We start from the raw sequence: 17,668 nt of genomic DNA on the forward strand, positions 1-17,668 counted from the left end.
CCCGGGCAGATGGTCAGTTGGTGGAGGCGCCGGGCTCGGGGCGGCGCAGCAGCCGGCGCATCTCGCGCCCGAGATGGAACATCATGTTGTGGAAGCCGAGCATGCCGATGCGCAGGATCTGGCCCGCGGCCAGCCCCGGCGCGTCCAGGCGCTTGCGGCCCCAGGAGCCGACCCATGCGTCGGCGCGCGCGAAGGTGCACTGGATGAAGGCCATCTCGTCGCGCGGGCTCATCTCGCCCAGCACCAGGCCGGTGTGCGACTCGCCCTGGAACACCACCTTGGCGGGGAACATGTGCTCGTCGTCCTGCAGGTACAGCGAGATCTGCACCGGCTCGCCCACCGTCGCCGTGACGCCCGGCGGCAGGCGCATGCCGATGCCGCCTTCGGCGAAGTCGATGGTCTCGCACACGGTGGTGCGGCCGTCGGCGAAATGCAGCGTGGCCGGCAGCGTCATCGCCACGCGGTGCGCCACGCGGATCTGCCGCGTCTCGCTGGCCACGGCGATGGAAGCGCCGAGGATGACGAGGTTGTAGCAGGTCCAGATCAGGTTCAGCACCACCGTGGTGGCCTCGAACTGGTTCCACAGGAACAGCCGCAGCAGACCCACCCCGATGCCCAGCAGGTTGAGCAGCAGCAGCACCAGGTAGGGCCGCGAGATCTCCCAGTCGAAGTAGGCTTCCTCGATCACCCCGCCCTTGGGCGTGACGTTGAACTTGCCCGCGGCCGGGTTGAAGAAGGCCACCAGCACCGGCCGCATGATGTACCACGCCAGCACCGACTCGTAGACCTCGTTCCAGAACGAATGGCGGAACTGGCCCTGCACGCGCGAGTTGGTCATGTTGGCGTGCAGCAGATGCGGCAGCGCGAAGGTGGCGATGGTCAGCGCCGAGGCCTGGATCACGTGCGCGCCGAACAGCAGGTAGGCCAGCGGCGCGGTCAGGAACACCAGCCGCGGCAGCCCGTAGAAGAAGTGCAGCATGGCGTTGAGGTAGCACATGCGCTGCCAGATCGTCAGCCCGGGGCCGAGCAGCGGGTTGTCGAGCCGGCAGATCTGCGCCATGCCGCGCGCCCAGCGGATGCGCTGGCCGACGTGCCCCGACAGGCTCTCGGTGGCCAGCCCCGCCGCCTGCGGGATCGCCAGGTAGGCGGTGCCGTAGCCCTTGCGGTGCAGCTTGAGCGCGGTGTGCGCGTCCTCGGTCACGGTCTCCACCGCGATGCCGCCCACCTCCAGCAGCGGCGCGCGGCGGATGATGGCGCACGAGCCGCAGAAGAAGGTGGCGTCCCACAGGTCGTTGCCGTCCTGCACCAGGCCGTAGAACAGCTCGCCCTCGTTGGGCACTTCCTGGAACGTCTGCAGGTTCTTCTCGAACGGGTCGGGCGAGAAGAAATAGTGCGGCGTCTGCAGCATGGACAGCCGGCGGTCCTTGAGGAACCAGCCCATGCAGATCTGCAGGAAGGAGCGCGTGGGGATGTGGTCGCAGTCGAAGATGGCCACGTACTCGCCGCTGGTGTCCTTGAGCGCCTCGTTGATGTTGCCGGCCTTGGCGTGGCGGTTGTGGCTGCGGGTCACGTGGGTGACGCCGACCTTCTCGCAGAACGCGCGGAATTCCTCGCGCCGGCCGTCGTCGAGCACGTAGACGTTGATCTTGTCGCGCGGCCAGTCCAGCGACATGGCGGCGAACACGGTGGGCTTCACCACCGAGAGCGGCTCGTTGTAGGTGGGGATGAAGACGTCCACGGTCGGCCAGGTGGCGCTGTCCGCCGGCATCGGCACCGGGCGGCGCTGCAGCGGCCACGCGGTCTGGAAGTAGCCCAGCATCAGCACCGTGAAGGCGTACAGCTCGGCCAGCACCAGCCCGATGCCGAACACCGCGTCGAACAGGCCGCCCAGGCCCACGGTCTCGGTCAGCCGCCAGTACATGTAGCGGCTGGAGGCGATCACCGACAGCACCACCATCACCAGCGTGGCGAGATGGCCCTTGAGGCGGTTGAGCCATACGGCGAGCGCGAAGCACACCGCGGCGAAGCCCACCTGCTGCCAGAAGTCCAGCGGCACGGTGGCGACCAGCGCGAACAGGCACAGCGCGACCACCAGCGCCAGCACGCGCATCGGGATGCTGTCCCACAGCGGCATCTCGACGAAGGCGAGGCCCAGGCGCCGCACCTTGGCCGACAGCGCGTTGGGGCGGGTGGCCGCCGGCGCCGCGGCCTTGCCGGCGGCGGCGGCCTTGCGGGCAGCGGTCTTGCGGGATCTGGCGGGCTTCACGCGGCTTCTCCATGTGCGGCCAGCGCCTGGCGCAGCCGGTCGGCACAGCGCAGCAGGTCGTGCGTGGCCTGGCTGTGGGGGTTGTATTCGAGCACGCTGCGGTCGTAGGCGAGCGCCTCGGCCACGGCCTGGTCCTGGTGGACCACGCCGAGCACGCGCTCGCCGAGCTGGGCGCGCAGCGTCTGCACCACGTCCTTGCCGAGCTGGCGGCTCACGTCCACCTGGTTGATCACCAGCACGTGGCCCACGTAGTCGGGCCGGCCTTCGCAATACGTGCGGATCAGGTCTTCCATCAGCGGCAGCGCGGCATAGGAGGCGGCATCCGGCAGCGCCACCATCACGCACACCTGCGCGCACGACAGCGCCTGGCGCATGTAGGGCGAGGGGCCGGGCGGGGTGTCGATCACCACGATGTCGTCGTGGCCCAGGCCCAGCGCGCCGAGCTGCGCGCGCAGCCAGCCGGGATGGGTGACGAGATGCGCTTCGAACGCCGAGCGGTCCGCCTCGTTGAGCGCGCCGAACGGCATCACCAGCGCGCTCGAGCGGCCGCGGTACAGGCTGGGCTCCCACGGCTCGCCCGCCAGCGTGGCGCGCGCGTGGCCGCCGACTTCCTGCGGCGGCATGCCGAAATGCAGCCGCAGCGCGTTCTGCGGGTCCAGGTCGACGGCGAGCACGCGCTCGCCGGCGGCGGCCAGCGCCTCGGCAAGGTTGGCCGACAGCGTGGTCTTGCCCACGCCGCCTTTGGCCGATACGACGGCAATGATTTTCACGAGCGGTTCAGCCGGTCTAGGAATGAGCGTCGTCCGGGCGCGCGTTCGGCAGCCGGGGCCGGTTCCGGGCGGCCTTCGAGCCGCGCGAAGATCCGCGACAGCTCGGTGCCCGCGGCGGGCGCCGGCGAGGCAGCGGGCGCGGACGGCACGGACGATATGGACGGTATGGACGGTATGGACGACAAGAGCGGCGCAGGCGGGGCGGGCGGCGGCGCCGGCTCCCAGGCCGGCGGCTGAAGCGGCGCGGCCACGGCCGGCGCCGCTTCGGCCGCGCGCGCCGGCGGCGGCGTGCCGCCGGGGGTGCGGAAGCGCGGCTCCATCGCCGCGGCAGGCGCCGGCACGGGAGGCTTGCCAATCACTTTTTCCACGGCAGCGACCGGCGGCTCGGCCGGGGCGCGCCAGAACGGCGCGGCCGCGGCGCCGTCCTGCGCCGGCACGCCGGCCGGCTGCACCGGCGGCACCGCGGCAGCGCGGTCCACCCGCACGGACGACAGCAGCGGCCAACGCTCGCGCGCCTGCGCCGCCTCGTCGTCGCGCACGATCTCCTGGTAGGCTTCCGCCTTGCCGCCAAAGCGCTCGAACAGCTTTGACAGGTCGTCTGACTGACTCATGATTGTTGCTCACACGGAAAGAAAGTGGCCCGGCGCCTGCGTCCCGGGCCCGGGCGCGCGTCAGCGGCCGAAGCGGAATTCCACGCTTCCGGTCGCGTCCATCGGCGTGCTTTGGCTGACTTTCAGGGATTCGGATGAGCCCAGCATGCGGAACCACTGCTGGTACGCCCCTTCCAGGAACGCGGCAGACCAGCCATCGGCTGACTCGCCCAGCGCCACTCTGAGCGGCGCGCAGTAATGCCGGATCACCAGCGCGCCGCCGGCGTCCTCGATGCTGGCCCAGCCCCAGTCCACGTCCAGCCAGATCTGGGCGATCGCCCGCTCGAATTCGGCCAGCGTGGCGCAGGCCCCCGGGTCGAAACGTTGCGCGAAACGCACACCGACGCGCCGCATCATCGCGCGCAGGGTGGCAGGATCCGTCACCTCGGCCAGTTCTTCGGCGAGTGCGGACAAAACGTCACGCCATTGCGAGGAGCAATGCCGCTCGCTCAGATACTGCAGAATTGCCTGATTCACACCCAAAAACCCCGTTCAGATTCCCAATTATCGTTTTTTGTATTGTGAAGCTCATTTTCAGTCCAAGGTATGTCCGGCGGCAAATGCTGCGCGCGCAACGGCCTCCCTGGAGCGAACCATGTTTCATCTCTACAACAAACGAACCACCCCTTAGGGTCCATGCCATCCCGGTCACGGACCGGGCCGGACGGCCCGGGCGCCCGCCACATCGGAACAGTCTTAGCAGACTGACAGCTTACGAACGCCCCGGGAAGTCTCCCCCCGCCGAAGCGGGGAAAGCCTCGCCGGTGATCTGGAAGGCACCGGCCGGCGGTGTTTTGGGGTGGGGAGCGGGGGTTGCAGCGGGATCGCGGCGGGAAGGACGCCGGGCGGGACCCTGCGCCGCCGGAGCCACCGCCGGCGGGAAGACCCGCGCGCGGCGGAAACGACGAGGCCAGTCGCGCGGACTGGCCCCGGGATGCCGCGCGCGGGCGGCGCGGCGTGGAAGGCAGGAAGGGCCGGCCCTCCCGCGGCGGAATCAGGCGGTCGCCAGCACGCTGGCGATGGCCTGCGCCACCGCCGCGACGTTGCCCTGGTTCAGCCCCGCCACGCACATGCGGCCCGAGCGCAGCAGGTAGACGCCGTGCTTGTCGCGGAGCACGTCGACCTGCTCCGCGGTCAGGCCGGTGTAGGTGAACATGCCGCGCTGGGTCAGGTAGCGCGACAGCGCCTCGCCACCGACGTGCGGGCGCAGGTTGTCGTGGATCAGCCCGCGCATGGCGGCGATGCGGCCGCACATGGCCTTGAGTTCTTCCTCCCACTGCGCGCGCAGCGCGGGGGAGCCCAGCACCCGGGCCACCACGCGGGCGCCGTGGGTGGGCGGGTTGCTGTAGTTGGCGCGCACGGTGCCGGTGAGCTGGCCCAGCACGCGGCCGGCCTCGTCGGCGTCGCGGCAGACCACGCTCAGGCCGCCGCAGCGCTCGCCGTACAGCGAGAAGTTCTTGGAGAAGGAATTCGCCACCAGGCACGGCACTTCCTGCGCGGCCAGTTCGCGCACGGCGAACGCGTCCTCGTCGAGGCCGGCGCCGAAGCCCTGGTAGGCCATGTCGACGAACGGCAGCAGGTCGTTGGCCTTGAGCAGCGCGATCACCTTGCGCCACTGGTCCTGGTCCAGGTCCACGCCGGTGGGGTTGTGGCAGCACGCGTGCAGCAGCACGATGCTGCGGCGCGGCAGCTCGCGCAGCGCCGCCATCATCGCGTCGAAGCGCAGCCCGCCGGTGGCGTCGTCGTAGTAGGGATAGGTGTTGACGGTGAAACCGGCGCGCTCGAAGATCACGCGGTGGTTTTCCCAGCTCGGGTCGCTGACCCAGACCTGCGCCTGCGGGAACGCGCGGCGGAGGAAATCGGCGCCGACGCGCAGCGCGCCCGAACCGCCGAGCGTCTGCAGCGTGGCGATGCGCCCGGCCTTGCGCGCCTCGCACTGCTCGCCGAACACCAGCGCCTGGACCGCGTCGCGGTAGGCGGCGTTGCCCGCCATCGGCAGGTAGGGGCGCGGGCCGAGGTCGGCCAGCAGCTCGGCCTCGGCCTGCGCCACGGCCTTCATGACCGGCAGCCGGCCCGCATCGTCGAAATAGATGCCGATGCTCAGGTTGACCTTGTCGGTGCGGGGGTCGGACTGGAAGCTCTCGTTCAGCGAGAGAATGGGATCGCCTGGGAAGGCCTCGATGTGTTCGAACATGGTGCGCTCAGTGGGTGGTGCGACGAAGATGCAGCCGGCATTGTAGGACAGGCGCCAGGCGGCCGGGGCGGGGCGCCCCGGCGCTCGCGCTCAGACCTTCAGCGTGCCGCGCTCGATCTGGTCGCGCTCCAGCGACTCGAACAGCGCCTTGAAATTGCCTTCGCCGAAACCTTCGTCGCCCTTGCGCTCGATGAACTCGAAGAACACCGGGCCGAGCGCGGTCTTCGAGAAGATCTGCAGCAGCAGGCGCGGCTTGCCGCCTTCGGTGGTGCCGTCGAGCAGGATGCCGCGCGCCTTGAGCTGCTCGACCGGCTGGCCGTGGCCCGGCAGGCGCTTGTCGAGCGCTTCGTAGTAGTAGTCGTTGGGCGCCGTCATCAGCGGCACGCCGGCCATCTGCAGGTTGTCGATGACTTCGATCAGGTTGTCGGTCAGGAAGGCGATGTGCTGGATGCCCTCGCCGTTGAAGGCCATCAGGAATTCCTCGATCTGGCCGCTGCCCTTGGACGATTCCTCGTTGAGCGGGATGCGGATCTTGCCGTCCGGCGCCGTCATCGCCTTGGAGGTCAGGCCGGTGTATTCGCCCTGGATGTCGAAGTAGCGGATCTCGCGGAAATTGAACAGCTTCTCGTAGAAATGGGCCCAGTAGGCCATGCGGCCGCGGTAGACGTTGTGCGTCAGGTGGTCGATCAGGCGCAGGCCGTGGCCCGGCGGGCGGCGCTCCGCGCCTTCGACGAATTCGAAGTCGATGTCGTAGATGGACTTGCCGTCCTCGAAGCGGTCGATCAGGTACAGCGGCGCGCCGCCGATGCCCTTGATCGCGGGCAGGCGCAGCTCCATCGGGCCGGTGGCGATTTCCACCGGCTGCGCGCCCAGTTCCAGCGCGCGCTTGTAGGCCTTGTGCGAGTCCTTCACGCGGAAGGCCATGCCGCACGCGCTCGGGCCGTGCTCGGCCGCGAAGTACGCCGCCGGGCTGTGCGGCTCGCGGTTGACGATGAAGTTGATCTCGTTCTGGCGATACAGCAGCACGTCCTTGGAACGGTGGCGCGCCACCAGGCTGAAACCCATCTGCTCGAACAGCGGTTCCAGGAGGTTGGGCGTGGGCGAGGCGAATTCCACGAATTCGAAGCCCATCAACTGCATCGGGTTTTCAAAGAGGTCTGCCATGATCGGGGGCCAGATGAACGGGGGAAGGGGGCGGCGTCCGGCAAGCGGCGAAGGCGGCGTGGCTGCCGCGCGGGCCCGCGGGACGTCTCTGTCTTGGTCCATGTTCCTGCCGGTGCGCCGGAGACTGCAACGCCGTCAACAGGACCATAGGTTGCAGAGAGTTTATTGGCTAGCCCGGGGAATGTAATAGCGAAATCGGGAAGGGATAACCCTATTGTCCGCCATGAAATAGCGCCGATATTTTCGATTTGAGCATGGAAATGCGCGTCCTGTCCCGGCCCGCGGTCCGCGCCTGCGCGCATGGCCCGCGCCGGACGAACGCCGGGCAGCCCTCCGCGCCCGCTCCGGAAACCTCGAAGCGTACCCGTTTCTGCGTGCTGGTCTTGCGCCGCCGCGCGCGGCGCCGGATCGCGCGAACGCGCGCCGCCGAACCGCCCGCATGGCCGCCTGCGCGGGTGGCGCATTGCGCGCCGGGGGCCGAAACGGACCGCGCCGCGCCCGCGCCGGCGGCAAAGCGTACCCGTTTCTGCGTGCGGTCGGTGCGTGCTCAGCCGATCGCGCCGCCGCTGTCCACCAGCACCCTGGCGTTCTTGAAATCGGGAAACATGGCATGGCTCCTTGAGAAAGCGAAACGAAAGCAAGACGAGGAAAAAGCGCGCCGATGCGCGGCGTGGCGCATCGCAATCGCAATCGCAATCGCATGCCGTCGATTATGGCCGCCGCGCGGCGGCCGATCATCCATGCCGGATTGGAAGCACTGTTGGCAGGGATTTGATAATGGGCCGGCGCGGCGCGTCCAGGCACGGCCCGCGCCAGCACGCACGCCGCGCCGCCGCTACAATGCTGCGGTGCAGCTTGGTCCCGTCCGGGGCCGCTGGCGCATCGCCTCGACCGCTCCAAGACTCCCTTCCGCCATGAAGCCCCTCCTGCTGGTCCTCAACCACGTCCAAGACGAACACCTCGGCTGGATCGCCGAGCAATACGATGTGCTGTACGCACCCGACGACGCGGCCCGCGCCGCGCGCATCCGCGCGGACAGCGCGCGCATCCGTGCCGTGCTGACCATCGGCTCGGTCGGCCTGACCGCCGCCGAGATCGACGCGATGCCGGCGCTGGAGCTGGTCTGCGCGCTGGGCGCGGGCTACGAGAACATCGCCGTGGCGCATGCCCGCGCGCGCGGCATCGTGGTCGCCAACGGCGCCGGCACCAACGACAGCTGCGTGGCGGACCATGCCGTGGCGCTGCTGCTGGCCACGGTGCGCGCGCTGCCCGCGCTGGACCGCGCCACGCGCGCCGGCCAGTGGCGCACCGAGCTGCCGCTGCGGCCCAACGTGTCGGGCAAGCGCCTGGGCATCCTGGGCCTGGGCACCATCGGCCGGCGCATCGCGCAGCGCGGCCTGGGCTTCGACCTGGAGGTGGGCTATCACAACCGCTCGCCGCGCGAGGACGTGCCTTACCGCTATTTCGGCGACGTGGGCGCGCTGGCCGAGTGGGCCGACTACCTGGTGATCGCCACGCCCGGCGGCGCCGGCACGCGCCACCTGGTGGGCGCCGAGGTGCTGGCGCGGCTCGGGCCGCACGGCTTCGTGGTCAACATCGCGCGCGGCAGCGTGCTCGATACCGCCGCGCTGGCGGCGGCGCTGCGCGCGGGCCAGCTGGGCGGCGCCGGCCTCGACGTCTACGAGACCGAGCCGGAACCGCCGGTGGCGCTGTTCGACTGCCCCAACGTGGTCCTGACCCCGCACGTGGCCGGCTGGTCGCCGGAGGCCATCGATGCGTCGGTGCGGCAGTTCGTCGAGAACAGCCGCCGCCATTTCGCCGGCGAGCCGGTGCTCACGCCGGTCGGCTAAAGCCGGCCCGCTCAAGGCCGGCCCGCTCAGGCCGCGGGAAACACCACGCGCACGCGCAGGCCCGGCGCCGCGTCTTCCAGCAAGACGCGCGCGCCGTGCGACTGCGCGATCTCGGCGACGATGGCCAGGCCCAGCCCGCTGCCGCCGGTGGGCGCCTCCGGCACGCGGTAGAAGCGGTCGAACACGCGCTCGCGCTCGGCGGCCGGGATGCCGGGGCCGTCGTCGCGCACCACCAGCTCGACCGAGCCGGCGCCGCCGGTAGCGGCCACGTCGACCTTGCCGCCGGGCGGCACGTAGCGCAGCGCGTTGTCCACCAGGTTGGTCAGCAGGATGCGCAGCGCGTCCGCGTCGCCGCGCACCAGCGCCGGGCCGGCCGCGCCGCCGGCATCCACGCCGAGGTCGATCCCGCGGTCGAGCGCGGCCTGGGTCATCTCGGCCACCACGCCGCCGGCCAGCGCGCGCAGGTCCACCGGCTCGTGCGCCGGCGCCGCCGCGCCCGGCTCCTGCCGGGCCAGCGTGAGCAGCTGCGCCACCAGGTGCGTGAGCCGCTCCAGGCCCTGGCGCAGCTTGCCCACGGCTTCGCGGCGCGCCTCGGCGGAATCGGCGCGCTCCACCAGTTGCGCCTGCAGTTGCAGCGCGGCCAGCGGCGTGCGCAGCGCGTGCGCGGCGTCGGCGACGAAGGCGCGCTGGGTGTCGATGGCGTGCGACAGGCGCGCCAGCAACTGGTTGAGCGCCTCGGTCAGCGGCGCGATCTCGTCGGGCATGCTGGTCACGGCCAGCGGCGAGAGCGCGTTGGCGTCGCGCTGGCGCACCCCGGCGGCGATCTCGCGCAGCGGCCGCAGGCCGCGCCCCACCGCCACCCACACCAGCCAGCCCAGCAGCGGCAGCAGCAACAGCAGCGGCGTCACGGTGCGCAGCGCCATGCGCGCGGCCACCTCGCTGCGCGCCGACATGGGCTGGGCGATCTGCACCACGGCCGGCCCGAGCTGCACGCTGTAGATGCGCCATTCGCCCTCGTCGGTGCGCACGTTGGAAAAACCGAGCTCGGCGCGCTGCGGCAGGCGCGGATGCGCCTGCGACAGGTACAGGCTGCGGCCCGAGCCGTCCCAGATGTGGATCACCACGTCCTCGTCGGCGTGGAACAGGCTCGCGCCCGGCTCGGGCTGCGCGAACGAGGGCATCACCGGATCGGCGAACTGGCTGGGCAGCGCCGCCGCCACCTGCTTCATCTGGTAGTCGAACAGCGCGTTGGCCTCCTGGCGCGCCTGGCCGTAGATCAGCGCGGTGGCCATCAGGATGCCCGCCAGCAGGCCGAGCGCCAGCCACCACAGCAGGGTCTTCTGGATGGAGCGCATCAGGCCGGGTCTCCGGGCGCGGCAGCCTCCGGCCTGGGCACCACGTAGCCCACGCCGCGGATGTTGCGGATCAGCGCCGCGCCGAACTTCTTGCGCAGCGCGTGGATGTAGACCTCCACGGTGTTGCTGCCGACCTCGTCGCCCCAGCCGTACAGGCGCTCCTCGAGCTGCGCCACCGACCACACCTTGCCGGGGCGTGCCAGCAGCGCGGACAGCAGGCCGAACTCGCGCGCGGACAGCCTGACCGGCTCGCCGGCGAGCGTGACCTCGCGCGTGACCGGGTTGAGCACGATCTCGCCGTAGCGCAGCAGCGGCTCGGCGCGGCCCTGCGCGCGGCGCACCAGCGCGTGCATGCGCGCGGCCAGTTCCTGCAGGTCGAACGGCTTGACGAGGTAGTCGTCGGCGCCGGCGTTGAGGCCCGCCACGCGGTCGGCCACGGCGTCGCGCGCGGTCAGGATCAGCACCGGCGTGGCCACGCCGCGCGCGCGCAGCGCGGCCAGCACCTCCAGCCCGGAGCGGCGCGGCAGGCCCAGGTCGAGCAGGATCAGCGCGTAGCAGTCCTCGCCGTCCGGCCCGCCCTGCTGGGTCGCCGCGGCCAGGCCCGCCTCGCCGTCCTGCACCCAGTCCACCGCAAAGCCTTCCTGGCGCAGCGCCACTTTCACGCTGTCGCCGATCATGGCGTCGTCTTCCACCAGCAATACACGCATGTTCAGGTCCGCATCAGCATCAGGCCGGGTTGGCGCGCGCGCCGTGCGCCAGCGCATCGGCCAGCGCCTGCGCCAGGCCCGGCAGCGCGGGGAAGCCGGCGGTAATCACGTAGACGGGCACGCTCTCGAGGTAGGCGCCCATGCGGCCCTTGGCGACGAAGCGCGCGTTGAAGGCCGACGCGCGCAGCGCCGGCACGAAGCGCGGCACGATGCCGCCGCCGAGGTAGACGCCGCCGCGCGCGCCGAGCACCAGCGCGATGTCGGCCGCCACCGAGCCGAGCAGGCCGCAGAACACCGCCAGCGCGCGCCGGCACAGCGGATCGCCGCGCACCAGCGCGCCGTCCGTGACCTCGGCCGGATCGAGCCGGCGGACCGGGGGCGTACCCGTTTCTGCGTGCAGCGCGGCATGCGTGAGCGACAGCCCCATGCCTGACAGCAGGCGCTCCGCCGACACGCGGCCGAAGGCCTGGTGCGCGGCGCGCCAGGCGATCCATTCGTCGTCGGTGTCGGGCATCAGCTCGATGTGGCCGCCCTCCCCGGCCAGCGCCACGGCCGGGCCGGCGCGCGCCGGCACCAGGCCGGACACGCCCAGCCCGGTGCCGGGCCCGACCAGCGCCAGCGGCGCGTGCGGCACCGGCGTGCCGGCGCGCAGCGGCGCCACGTCCTGCGGGCCGAGGTGCGGCAGGCCGAGCGCGAGCGCGGTGAAGTCGTTGAGAGCCACCAGCAGGTCCAGCCCGAGCGCGCGCTGCATCTCCGAGATCGAGAACGCCCAGGCGTGGTTGGTCAGCTTGACGCGGTCGCCCGTCACCGGGTTGGCGAGGCCGACCGCGGCATGGCGCGGGCGCGCGGTGCCGGGCGGCAGGCGGTCGAGGTAGTGGCGCATGGCGGCTTCGAGCGAAGCGAAGTCGGCCACCTTGAGCGCGGTCACGGGGCCGATGCGCTGCGGCGCGGTTTCCAGCGCGAAGCGCACGTTGGTGCCGCCGACGTCGCCGAGCAGGCGTGGGAAGCTGGGCATGGTATCGGGCGGCATCAGGCGGAAAAGACGTCGGTGCCGTGGCGGTGCCGGCTCATCACCAGGCTGACCGGCAACGCCGGGGTCGGCCCCTGGCAGGCGCGCGCGAACACGGCGGCCTTGGCCGCGCCGGCGAACGACAGGAACACACGCTCGGCCGCCAGCAGCGCCGCGAGGTTGAGCGTGATGCGCGCGTGCGGCGCCGCGCGCGGATGGGTGACGAGATAGCCCGGGCGCGGCTCGGACAGCGCGTGCTCCAGTTCCGGCGCCTCCGGGAACAGCGAAGCGGTGTGGCCGTCCTCGCCCATGCCCAGCACCACCACGTCGGGCTGGCGCCAGGCCGCGTCGAGGCGTGCCACGGCGCTGGCGGGATCGGCCGCCTCGGCCTCGCTGTTTACCAGCGGCACGAAGGCGGCGCTGGCGGCGGCCTCGCGCAGCAGGTGGCGGCGCACCAGCGCGCCGTTGCTGTCCTCATGGTCCGGCGGCACCGCGCGCTCGTCGACCAGCGTGACGGTGACCGCCTCCCAGCGGATGGTGCGGTAGCGCAGCCGCTCGAAGAAGGCCACCGGCGAGCGCCCGCCCGACACCGCCAGCACCGCCCAGCCGTTGACGCCGATGGCCAGTTCCAGCGCATGGCCGACCGAGATCGCCAGCGCTTCGGCCAGGTCCATCTCGGAGGTATGTTCGAAGCGTCGCATGCGGGTCTCCCGTGGGTTGGTCTGCCTGCGGCGCGGCGGCGGGTTGCCGCGCGGCCGCGCCTGCCTGTCGTCGGCTGCCTGTCTCCTGCCGCCGTCCTGCGCGGTGCTCACACCTCCTCGTGCCACAGCGCGCCGTCGCGCGACATCAGCGCGGACGACGCGGCCGGACCCCAGGTGCCGGCGGTGTAGGGCTTGGGCGGGACCGTGCTTTCCTCCCAGGTGTCGAGGATCGGCTCGACCCAGCGCCACGCCTGCGCCTGCTCGTCGCGGCGCACGAACAGGCCCAGCCGGCCGCGGATGACGTCGAGCAGCAGGCGCTCGTAGGCGCCCGCGCGGCGCACCTTGAACGAGTTGGCGAAGTCCAGGTCGAGCGAGGTCGGCGTGAGCGCCACCGTGTCGCCGGGCTGCTTGACCAGGAAGTACAGGCGGATGCTCTCCTCGGGCTGCAGCCGGATCACCAGCCGGTTCTGCGGCGAGAGCGTGAGCGGGCGCGGGAAGATCGCGTGCGGCACGTCGCGGAAGTGGATCACGATCTCCGCCACGCGCGACTGCATGCGCTTGCCGGTGCGCAGGTAGAACGGCACGCCGGCCCAGCGCCAGTTGGCGATCTCGGCCTTGATGGCGACGAAGGTCTCGGTGCGGCTGTCGGCGGCGATGCCCTTTTCCTCGAGGTAGCCCGGCACCGGCTTGCCGCCGGCGGCGCCCGCGCGGTACTGGCCGCGCACGGTCTTCTCGGCCACGTCCTGCGGCAGGATGGGCTTGAGCGCCTTGAGGATCTTGATCTTCTCGTCGCGGATGCTGTCCTCGGACAGGCTGGTGGGCGGCTCCATCGCCACCATGCACAGCAGTTGCAGCAGGTGGTTCTGCACCATGTCGCGCAGCGCGCCGGTGCCGTCGTAGAAGTCGCCGCGCGTCTCCACGCCGAGCTCCTCGGCGATGGTGATCTGCACGTCCTGCACCCACTCGCGGCGCCACAGCGGCTCGAACAGCGCATTGCCGAAGCGGATCGCCATCAGGTTCTGCACCGACTCCTTGCCCAGGTAGTGGTCGATCCGGTAGATCTGGTCCTCGGCGAAGAACTGCGCCACCGCCGAATTGATGGCGTCGGAGGATTGCAGGTCGTGCCCCAGCGGCTTTTCCAGCACGATGCGCACATTGCGCTGGTTGAGCCCGGTTCGCGCCAGTTGCTCGCAGATGGGCACGAAGATGTGCGGGCCGGTGGCGAGATAGCAGACCACCACCTCGGGCGCGCGCTGCAGGACCGTGCGCGCCAGCGTGTCGAAGTGGCCGGGCTCGCGCGCGTCGACCTGCACGTAGGCGATGCGCGCGAGGAAGGCGGCCCAGGCCTCGGGCGGCGCGTGCTCCAGGCCCGGGCGCACGCTCTGCTCCAGCGAGCCGGCGTAGTCCGCGGTGCTCAGCGGGTGGCTGCCGGTGGCGAGGATGCGGGCATTGGGGTGCAGCAGTCCGGCGCAATGCGCGTCGAACAGCGCCGGCAGCAGCTTGCGCCGCGCCAGGTCCCCGGTGCCGCCGAACAGCACCATGTCGAAATCGGGCATGCTCACCCTGAGCTCCTTGTCGTGACCAGCGTGATGGCGGCGCGCGGCACCGCGTGAGTTCCGGCAAGTTTACGTGAGTCGCCGCCGCTTGGCGAGGCTGGCCGGGGCTAGGTGCCCAGCAGGTCCACCCACAGCGTGCGCGCGTGCAGCTGGTAGCTGCGGGTGGCCTCGATCAGCGCGCGGCGCGGCGCCGGGTCCATGATGGCCTCGGGCAGCAGCGGATCGCGCACGATGGCGCGGATGATGGCGCGGCCCACCAGCATGCTCTCGCGCGCGCCGGCGTCGGGCGCCATGCGCGCGAGCTTGGCGCGGCTGCGGTCGAGCTGCGCCAGCGCGCGGCGGTAGGCCGACTGCAGCGCCGGCACGTCCCACAACTGCACCATGCGCGTGGCAGTGTCCACGTCGAACTCGCGGCCCACGAACAGCAGGCTGGCGCCGGCCATGCCGAGCCGCGCCAGCTTGGCGCGCATCGCGGTGGCGCCGCCGGCGAGATTGTCGGGCCGCACGTTGATGGCCGCCGCCAGGGGCCGGAAGCCGCACAGCGCCAGCGCGCGCGCGTGGTGGCGCCAGGCGGTCTTCTCGGCGCGCGCCACGGCCGCGTCCTGCACCACCAGCCAGCCGCCGTTCCACTGCTCCAGCCGGCTTTCCTTCTCGAACCAGTGCTCCACCTCGTTGTAGACCGGGTTGCCTTCCGGCACCGCGGCGTAGCAGCCGCGTTCGGTCTTGACGATGCGGCCCTGCCGCTGCAGGCGCGTCAGCGCCACCCGCACGCTGGGCGTGCCGATGCCCATGACCTCGGCGCCGCGCGCCAGCGCCTGGACCGGCAGCGTGCGCTCCGGATGGCCGAACAGCAGGTCGATCACCAGGTCGGTGGCCGAGGGCTCGCGGATCTCTATCTCATGCATGGACGGAAAAGGCGGCGATGGAGCGGGCATTGGCAGTCGCTCGGGGTCGTGGGGCCGTGGGGTATACGAGAAATATTTCTTCGCCTGACATACAAATATGATTCAACGAAATATCTGGTTTGCTCGACAAAACACGGAAACCGCCACTTTGGCACAACTTTGCTAACTTCACCCATCGAGGATGCGCGCATGGACAGCACCGCCAGCCCCCATGTCAGGACCGAGACCGACGGCCCGGTCTTCACCGTCATCCTGGACCGCGCCGACAAGCGCAACGCCGTGGACGGCCCGATGGCGCTGGCGCTGCGCGCGGCCTTCGCGCATTTCGAGGCCGACCCGGCGCTGCGCGTGGCGGTGCTGTGGGGCGCCGGCGGCCACTTCTGCGGCGGCGCCGACCTGGGCGCGGTGGGCGACCCCGCGCGCCGCCACGAGCTGGACCCGCGCGGCGGCGGCGCGGGGCCGATGGGGCCGAGCCGGATGGCCTTGTCCAAGCCGCTGATCGCCGCGGTGAGCGGCTACGCGGTGGCCGGCGGCCTGGAGCTGGCGCTGCTGGCGGACCTGCGCGTGGCCGAGCGCGATGCCGTGTTCGGCGTGTTCTGCCGGCGCTGGGGCGTGCCGCTGATCGACGGCGGCACGGTGCGGCTGCCGCGCATCGTCGGCATGGGCCGGGCGCTCGACATGATCCTGACCGGGCGCGCGGTGCCGGCCGGCGAAGCGCTGGCGATGGGCCTGGCCAACCGCGTGGTGGAAAACGGCCAGGCGCGCGCGGCGGCCGAGGCGCTGGCGCGCGAGCTGGCCGCGTTCCCGCAGCGCTGCATGCTGGCCGACCGCGCCTCCGCCCACGCGCAGTGGGACCTGCCGCTGGCCGACGCGCTGCGCGCCGAAGGCGCGGGCGGCGTGCCGGTCGTGTTCGAGGAAGGTATACCCGGCGCGGCGCGCTTCGCCGGCGGCGCCGGGCGGCACGGCAAGTTCGCGGACTGAGCGCGCGCGGTGCCCGCGCGCAAACCCGGGCGTACCCGTTTCTGCGCAAAAAGATCCATGAAAACAACGGCGAAGAAACCAGCCCGTGACGGCCGCCACGCCTGGACCTGTCTGCGCGGCGCGGCCCGCGCATGGCCGCTGTGCCCGGTGAACGCCGCATGATGTATACGCTGGGTATACGCAGGTAAACCGCAAGTAAGCGCCCTCGGCGCGAGGTGGCGGCATCGTGCGCCGGCGCGCCGGACACATGCCGACATCGCGTCATGCCGGCGGTGAACCGCGGCACGCCCGCCGTCATGTGACGCCAAGCGCTGACCGACCCGCTCTTGTATGCTACGGCTATTGCCGCCGACGCCGATCGAGCCTCTCATGAGCCACAAATCCCGGACCCTGCTGCAGTCGATCTTCAGCCACCCGCTCAGCAACAACATCCACTGGCGCGAAGTGGAGACCCTGCTGCAGCAGCTTGGCGCGACGGTCGAGCCCATCCAGGGCGCGCGCTTCCGGGTGGTCCTCAACGAGCATGAGTTCTACCTGCATCATCCGCACCACGGCAACGTCTGCGCCAAGCAGGAAATCAAGCACCTGCGCGATTGCCTCACGGCCGCGGGCGTGAGCCCGCCCGGCGACGACAAATAGCATCGGGAAAAAAAGCAAGCGCGGGATGGGGCCACCGCAGGCCCTCCCCGCGCATTGCATCGCATCGCATTTCACCATCTCACCATTTCAGCCAACCGGATCTCCCCCCTTCATGACCGAGCATTCCGCTTCCTCGTCCGCCGCCTCGTCCGCCACCCTGTCCGATTTCCCGATCACCCGCAAATGGCCCGCGCAGCATCCCGGGCGCATCCAGCTCTACTCGCTGCCGACGCCCAACGGCGTGAAGGTGTCCATCATGCTGGAGGAAACCGGCCTGCCGTATGAACCGCACCTCGTGCGCTTCGACGCCAACGACCAGATGTCGCCGGAATTCCGCTCGCTCAATCCCAACAACAAGATCCCCGCGATCCTCGACCCCGATGGCCCGGACGGCAAGCCGCTGGCGCTGTTCGAGTCCGGCGCGATCCTGCTCTACCTCGCCGACAAGAGCGGCAAGCTGATCCCGCAGGACGCGGCGGGCCGCTACGAGACCATCCAGTGGCTGATGTTCCAGATGGGCGGCATCGGCCCGATGTTCGGGCAGCTCGGTTTCTTCAACAAGTTCGCCGGCAAGGACTACGAGGACAAGCGCCCGCGCGACCGCTACGTGGCCGAGGCCCGGCGCCTGCTGGGCGTGCTCGAAACCCGCCTCGCGGGCCGCGCGTGGATCATGGGCGACCAGTACACCATCGCCGACGTCGCCACGTTTCCGTGGGTGCGCAACCTGATCGGCTTCTACGAGGCGGGCGATCTGGTGGGCATCCGGGACTTCCCGAACGTCACGCGCGTGCTGGAAGCGTTCGTGGCGCGGCCGGCGGTGGCGCGGGGGCTGAATATTCCGAAGCGGGATTAGGCAGGCGCTCGGCGTGCCGCAGGAAGACTGACCCGCCGGACCCCGGCATCGCCCCAAGAAAAAGCCCG

At 71.1% G+C, this 17,668-nt stretch carries 17 protein-coding genes; 4 read left to right on the forward strand and 13 right to left on the reverse strand.

Annotated features, from left to right (window positions below; translation table 11 throughout):
* Positions 1-13 precede the first annotated feature (13 nt).
* From bcsA to ACWTPI_RS33800, 7 genes are all read right to left on the reverse strand, one after another.
* Entirely contained in the window at positions 14-2,266 is a 2,253-nt protein-coding gene (gene bcsA, locus ACWTPI_RS33770) for a UDP-forming cellulose synthase catalytic subunit (protein ID WP_454733963.1), read from the reverse strand.
* Complete coding sequence (bcsQ, locus tag ACWTPI_RS33775; protein ID WP_020206412.1) at positions 2,263-3,036, reverse strand: cellulose biosynthesis protein BcsQ; 774 nt, start codon at positions 3,034-3,036, stop codon at positions 2,263-2,265. The genes bcsA and bcsQ overlap by 4 nt, the downstream gene beginning before the upstream one ends.
* On the reverse strand, positions 3,033-3,647 hold the full coding sequence (bcsP, locus tag ACWTPI_RS33780; RefSeq protein WP_454733964.1) for a cellulose biosynthesis protein BcsP: 615 nt from the start codon (positions 3,645-3,647) through the stop codon (positions 3,033-3,035). Before bcsP ends, bcsQ begins: the two co-directional genes overlap by 4 nt.
* Positions 3,648-3,707: 60 nt before the next feature.
* Positions 3,708-4,163, reverse strand: a complete 456-nt coding sequence (gene bcsD, locus ACWTPI_RS33785) for a cellulose biosynthesis protein BcsD (RefSeq protein WP_029043985.1) — start codon at positions 4,161-4,163, stop codon at positions 3,708-3,710.
* Between the two features lie 517 nt (positions 4,164-4,680).
* Positions 4,681-5,880 (reverse strand): amino acid aminotransferase, encoded by a 1,200-nt coding sequence (locus ACWTPI_RS33790; protein ID WP_059411981.1) that lies wholly within the window; start codon positions 5,878-5,880, stop codon positions 4,681-4,683.
* Between the two features lie 90 nt (positions 5,881-5,970).
* Positions 5,971-7,044 carry a 4-hydroxyphenylpyruvate dioxygenase gene (gene hppD / locus ACWTPI_RS33795; protein ID WP_029043984.1) on the reverse strand — a complete coding sequence of 358 codons (1,074 nt, stop codon included), beginning with the start codon at positions 7,042-7,044 and terminating at the stop codon, positions 5,971-5,973.
* 547 nt (positions 7,045-7,591) lie between these two features.
* Positions 7,592-7,786: a hypothetical protein gene (locus ACWTPI_RS33800; RefSeq protein ID WP_454733965.1), complete on the reverse strand. Its 195-nt coding sequence runs from the start codon at positions 7,784-7,786 to the stop codon at positions 7,592-7,594.
* A gap of 172 nt (positions 7,787-7,958) precedes the next feature.
* Between ACWTPI_RS33800 and ACWTPI_RS33805 the strand changes: the two genes are divergently transcribed.
* Positions 7,959-8,894 carry a 2-hydroxyacid dehydrogenase gene (locus ACWTPI_RS33805; RefSeq protein ID WP_454733966.1) on the forward strand — a complete coding sequence of 312 codons (936 nt, stop codon included), beginning with the start codon at positions 7,959-7,961 and terminating at the stop codon, positions 8,892-8,894.
* Between the two features lie 26 nt (positions 8,895-8,920).
* On the opposite strand, the gene ACWTPI_RS33810 is transcribed toward ACWTPI_RS33805, so the two are convergent.
* The 6 genes from ACWTPI_RS33810 to ACWTPI_RS33835 all read right to left on the reverse strand — a co-directional run bounded on the left by ACWTPI_RS33810 (position 8,921) and on the right by ACWTPI_RS33835 (position 15,127).
* Entirely contained in the window at positions 8,921-10,249 is a 1,329-nt protein-coding gene (locus tag ACWTPI_RS33810; protein ID WP_454733967.1) for a sensor histidine kinase, read from the reverse strand.
* Entirely contained in the window at positions 10,249-10,956 is a 708-nt protein-coding gene (locus tag ACWTPI_RS33815; RefSeq protein WP_029043983.1) for a response regulator, read from the reverse strand. The genes ACWTPI_RS33810 and ACWTPI_RS33815 overlap by 1 nt, the downstream gene beginning before the upstream one ends.
* 19 nt (positions 10,957-10,975) lie before the next feature.
* Complete coding sequence (glk, locus tag ACWTPI_RS33820) at positions 10,976-11,971, reverse strand: glucokinase (protein WP_454733968.1); 996 nt, start codon at positions 11,969-11,971, stop codon at positions 10,976-10,978.
* A gap of 14 nt (positions 11,972-11,985) precedes the next feature.
* Entirely contained in the window at positions 11,986-12,666 is a 681-nt protein-coding gene (pgl, locus tag ACWTPI_RS33825) for a 6-phosphogluconolactonase (protein ID WP_454733969.1), read from the reverse strand.
* 107 nt (positions 12,667-12,773) lie between these two features.
* Positions 12,774-14,222 (reverse strand): glucose-6-phosphate dehydrogenase, encoded by a 1,449-nt coding sequence (zwf, locus tag ACWTPI_RS33830; RefSeq protein ID WP_020204793.1) that lies wholly within the window; start codon positions 14,220-14,222, stop codon positions 12,774-12,776.
* 107 nt (positions 14,223-14,329) lie between these two features.
* Positions 14,330-15,127 (reverse strand): hypothetical protein, encoded by a 798-nt coding sequence (locus ACWTPI_RS33835; RefSeq protein ID WP_020204792.1) that lies wholly within the window; start codon positions 15,125-15,127, stop codon positions 14,330-14,332.
* 189 nt (positions 15,128-15,316) lie between these two features.
* Between ACWTPI_RS33835 and ACWTPI_RS33840 the strand changes: the two genes are divergently transcribed.
* The 3 genes from ACWTPI_RS33840 (at position 15,317) to ACWTPI_RS33850 (ending at position 17,600) form a co-directional block, all read left to right on the forward strand.
* Positions 15,317-16,108 (forward strand): crotonase/enoyl-CoA hydratase family protein, encoded by a 792-nt coding sequence (locus tag ACWTPI_RS33840; protein ID WP_454733970.1) that lies wholly within the window; start codon positions 15,317-15,319, stop codon positions 16,106-16,108.
* Between the two features lie 369 nt (positions 16,109-16,477).
* The gene (locus ACWTPI_RS33845; protein ID WP_020204790.1) at positions 16,478-16,747 is read left to right on the forward strand and encodes a type II toxin-antitoxin system HicA family toxin; all 270 of its coding nucleotides are present in this window, start codon (positions 16,478-16,480) and stop codon (positions 16,745-16,747) included.
* A 112-nt stretch (positions 16,748-16,859) separates the two neighbouring features.
* On the forward strand, positions 16,860-17,600 hold the full coding sequence (locus ACWTPI_RS33850; protein ID WP_454733971.1) for a glutathione S-transferase C-terminal domain-containing protein: 741 nt from the start codon (positions 16,860-16,862) through the stop codon (positions 17,598-17,600).
* The last annotated feature ends 68 nt before the right edge of the window (positions 17,601-17,668 follow it).

Source organism: Cupriavidus ulmosensis (assembly GCF_977008105.1).

Coding starts and splice junctions, on each gene's coding strand:
- glk (WP_454733968.1), bottom strand. CDS start 11,971: ATGCCCAGCTTCCCACGCCTGCTCGGCGACGTCGGCGGCACCAACGTG.
- ACWTPI_RS33790 (WP_059411981.1), bottom strand. CDS start 5,880: ATGTTCGAACACATCGAGGCCTTCCCAGGCGATCCCATTCTCTCGCTG.
- ACWTPI_RS33810 (WP_454733967.1), bottom strand. CDS start 10,249: ATGCGCTCCATCCAGAAGACCCTGCTGTGGTGGCTGGCGCTCGGCCTG.
- ACWTPI_RS33850 (WP_454733971.1), top strand. CDS start 16,860: ATGACCGAGCATTCCGCTTCCTCGTCCGCCGCCTCGTCCGCCACCCTG.
- bcsP (WP_454733964.1), bottom strand. CDS start 3,647: ATGAGTCAGTCAGACGACCTGTCAAAGCTGTTCGAGCGCTTTGGCGGC.
- ACWTPI_RS33800 (WP_454733965.1), bottom strand. CDS start 7,786: ATGGATGATCGGCCGCCGCGCGGCGGCCATAATCGACGGCATGCGATT.
- ACWTPI_RS33815 (WP_029043983.1), bottom strand. CDS start 10,956: ATGCGTGTATTGCTGGTGGAAGACGACGCCATGATCGGCGACAGCGTG.
- hppD (WP_029043984.1), bottom strand. CDS start 7,044: ATGGCAGACCTCTTTGAAAACCCGATGCAGTTGATGGGCTTCGAATTC.
- zwf (WP_020204793.1), bottom strand. CDS start 14,222: ATGCCCGATTTCGACATGGTGCTGTTCGGCGGCACCGGGGACCTGGCG.
- ACWTPI_RS33840 (WP_454733970.1), top strand. CDS start 15,317: ATGGACAGCACCGCCAGCCCCCATGTCAGGACCGAGACCGACGGCCCG.
- ACWTPI_RS33805 (WP_454733966.1), top strand. CDS start 7,959: ATGAAGCCCCTCCTGCTGGTCCTCAACCACGTCCAAGACGAACACCTC.
- ACWTPI_RS33835 (WP_020204792.1), bottom strand. CDS start 15,127: ATGCATGAGATAGAGATCCGCGAGCCCTCGGCCACCGACCTGGTGATC.
- pgl (WP_454733969.1), bottom strand. CDS start 12,666: ATGCGACGCTTCGAACATACCTCCGAGATGGACCTGGCCGAAGCGCTG.
- ACWTPI_RS33845 (WP_020204790.1), top strand. CDS start 16,478: ATGAGCCACAAATCCCGGACCCTGCTGCAGTCGATCTTCAGCCACCCG.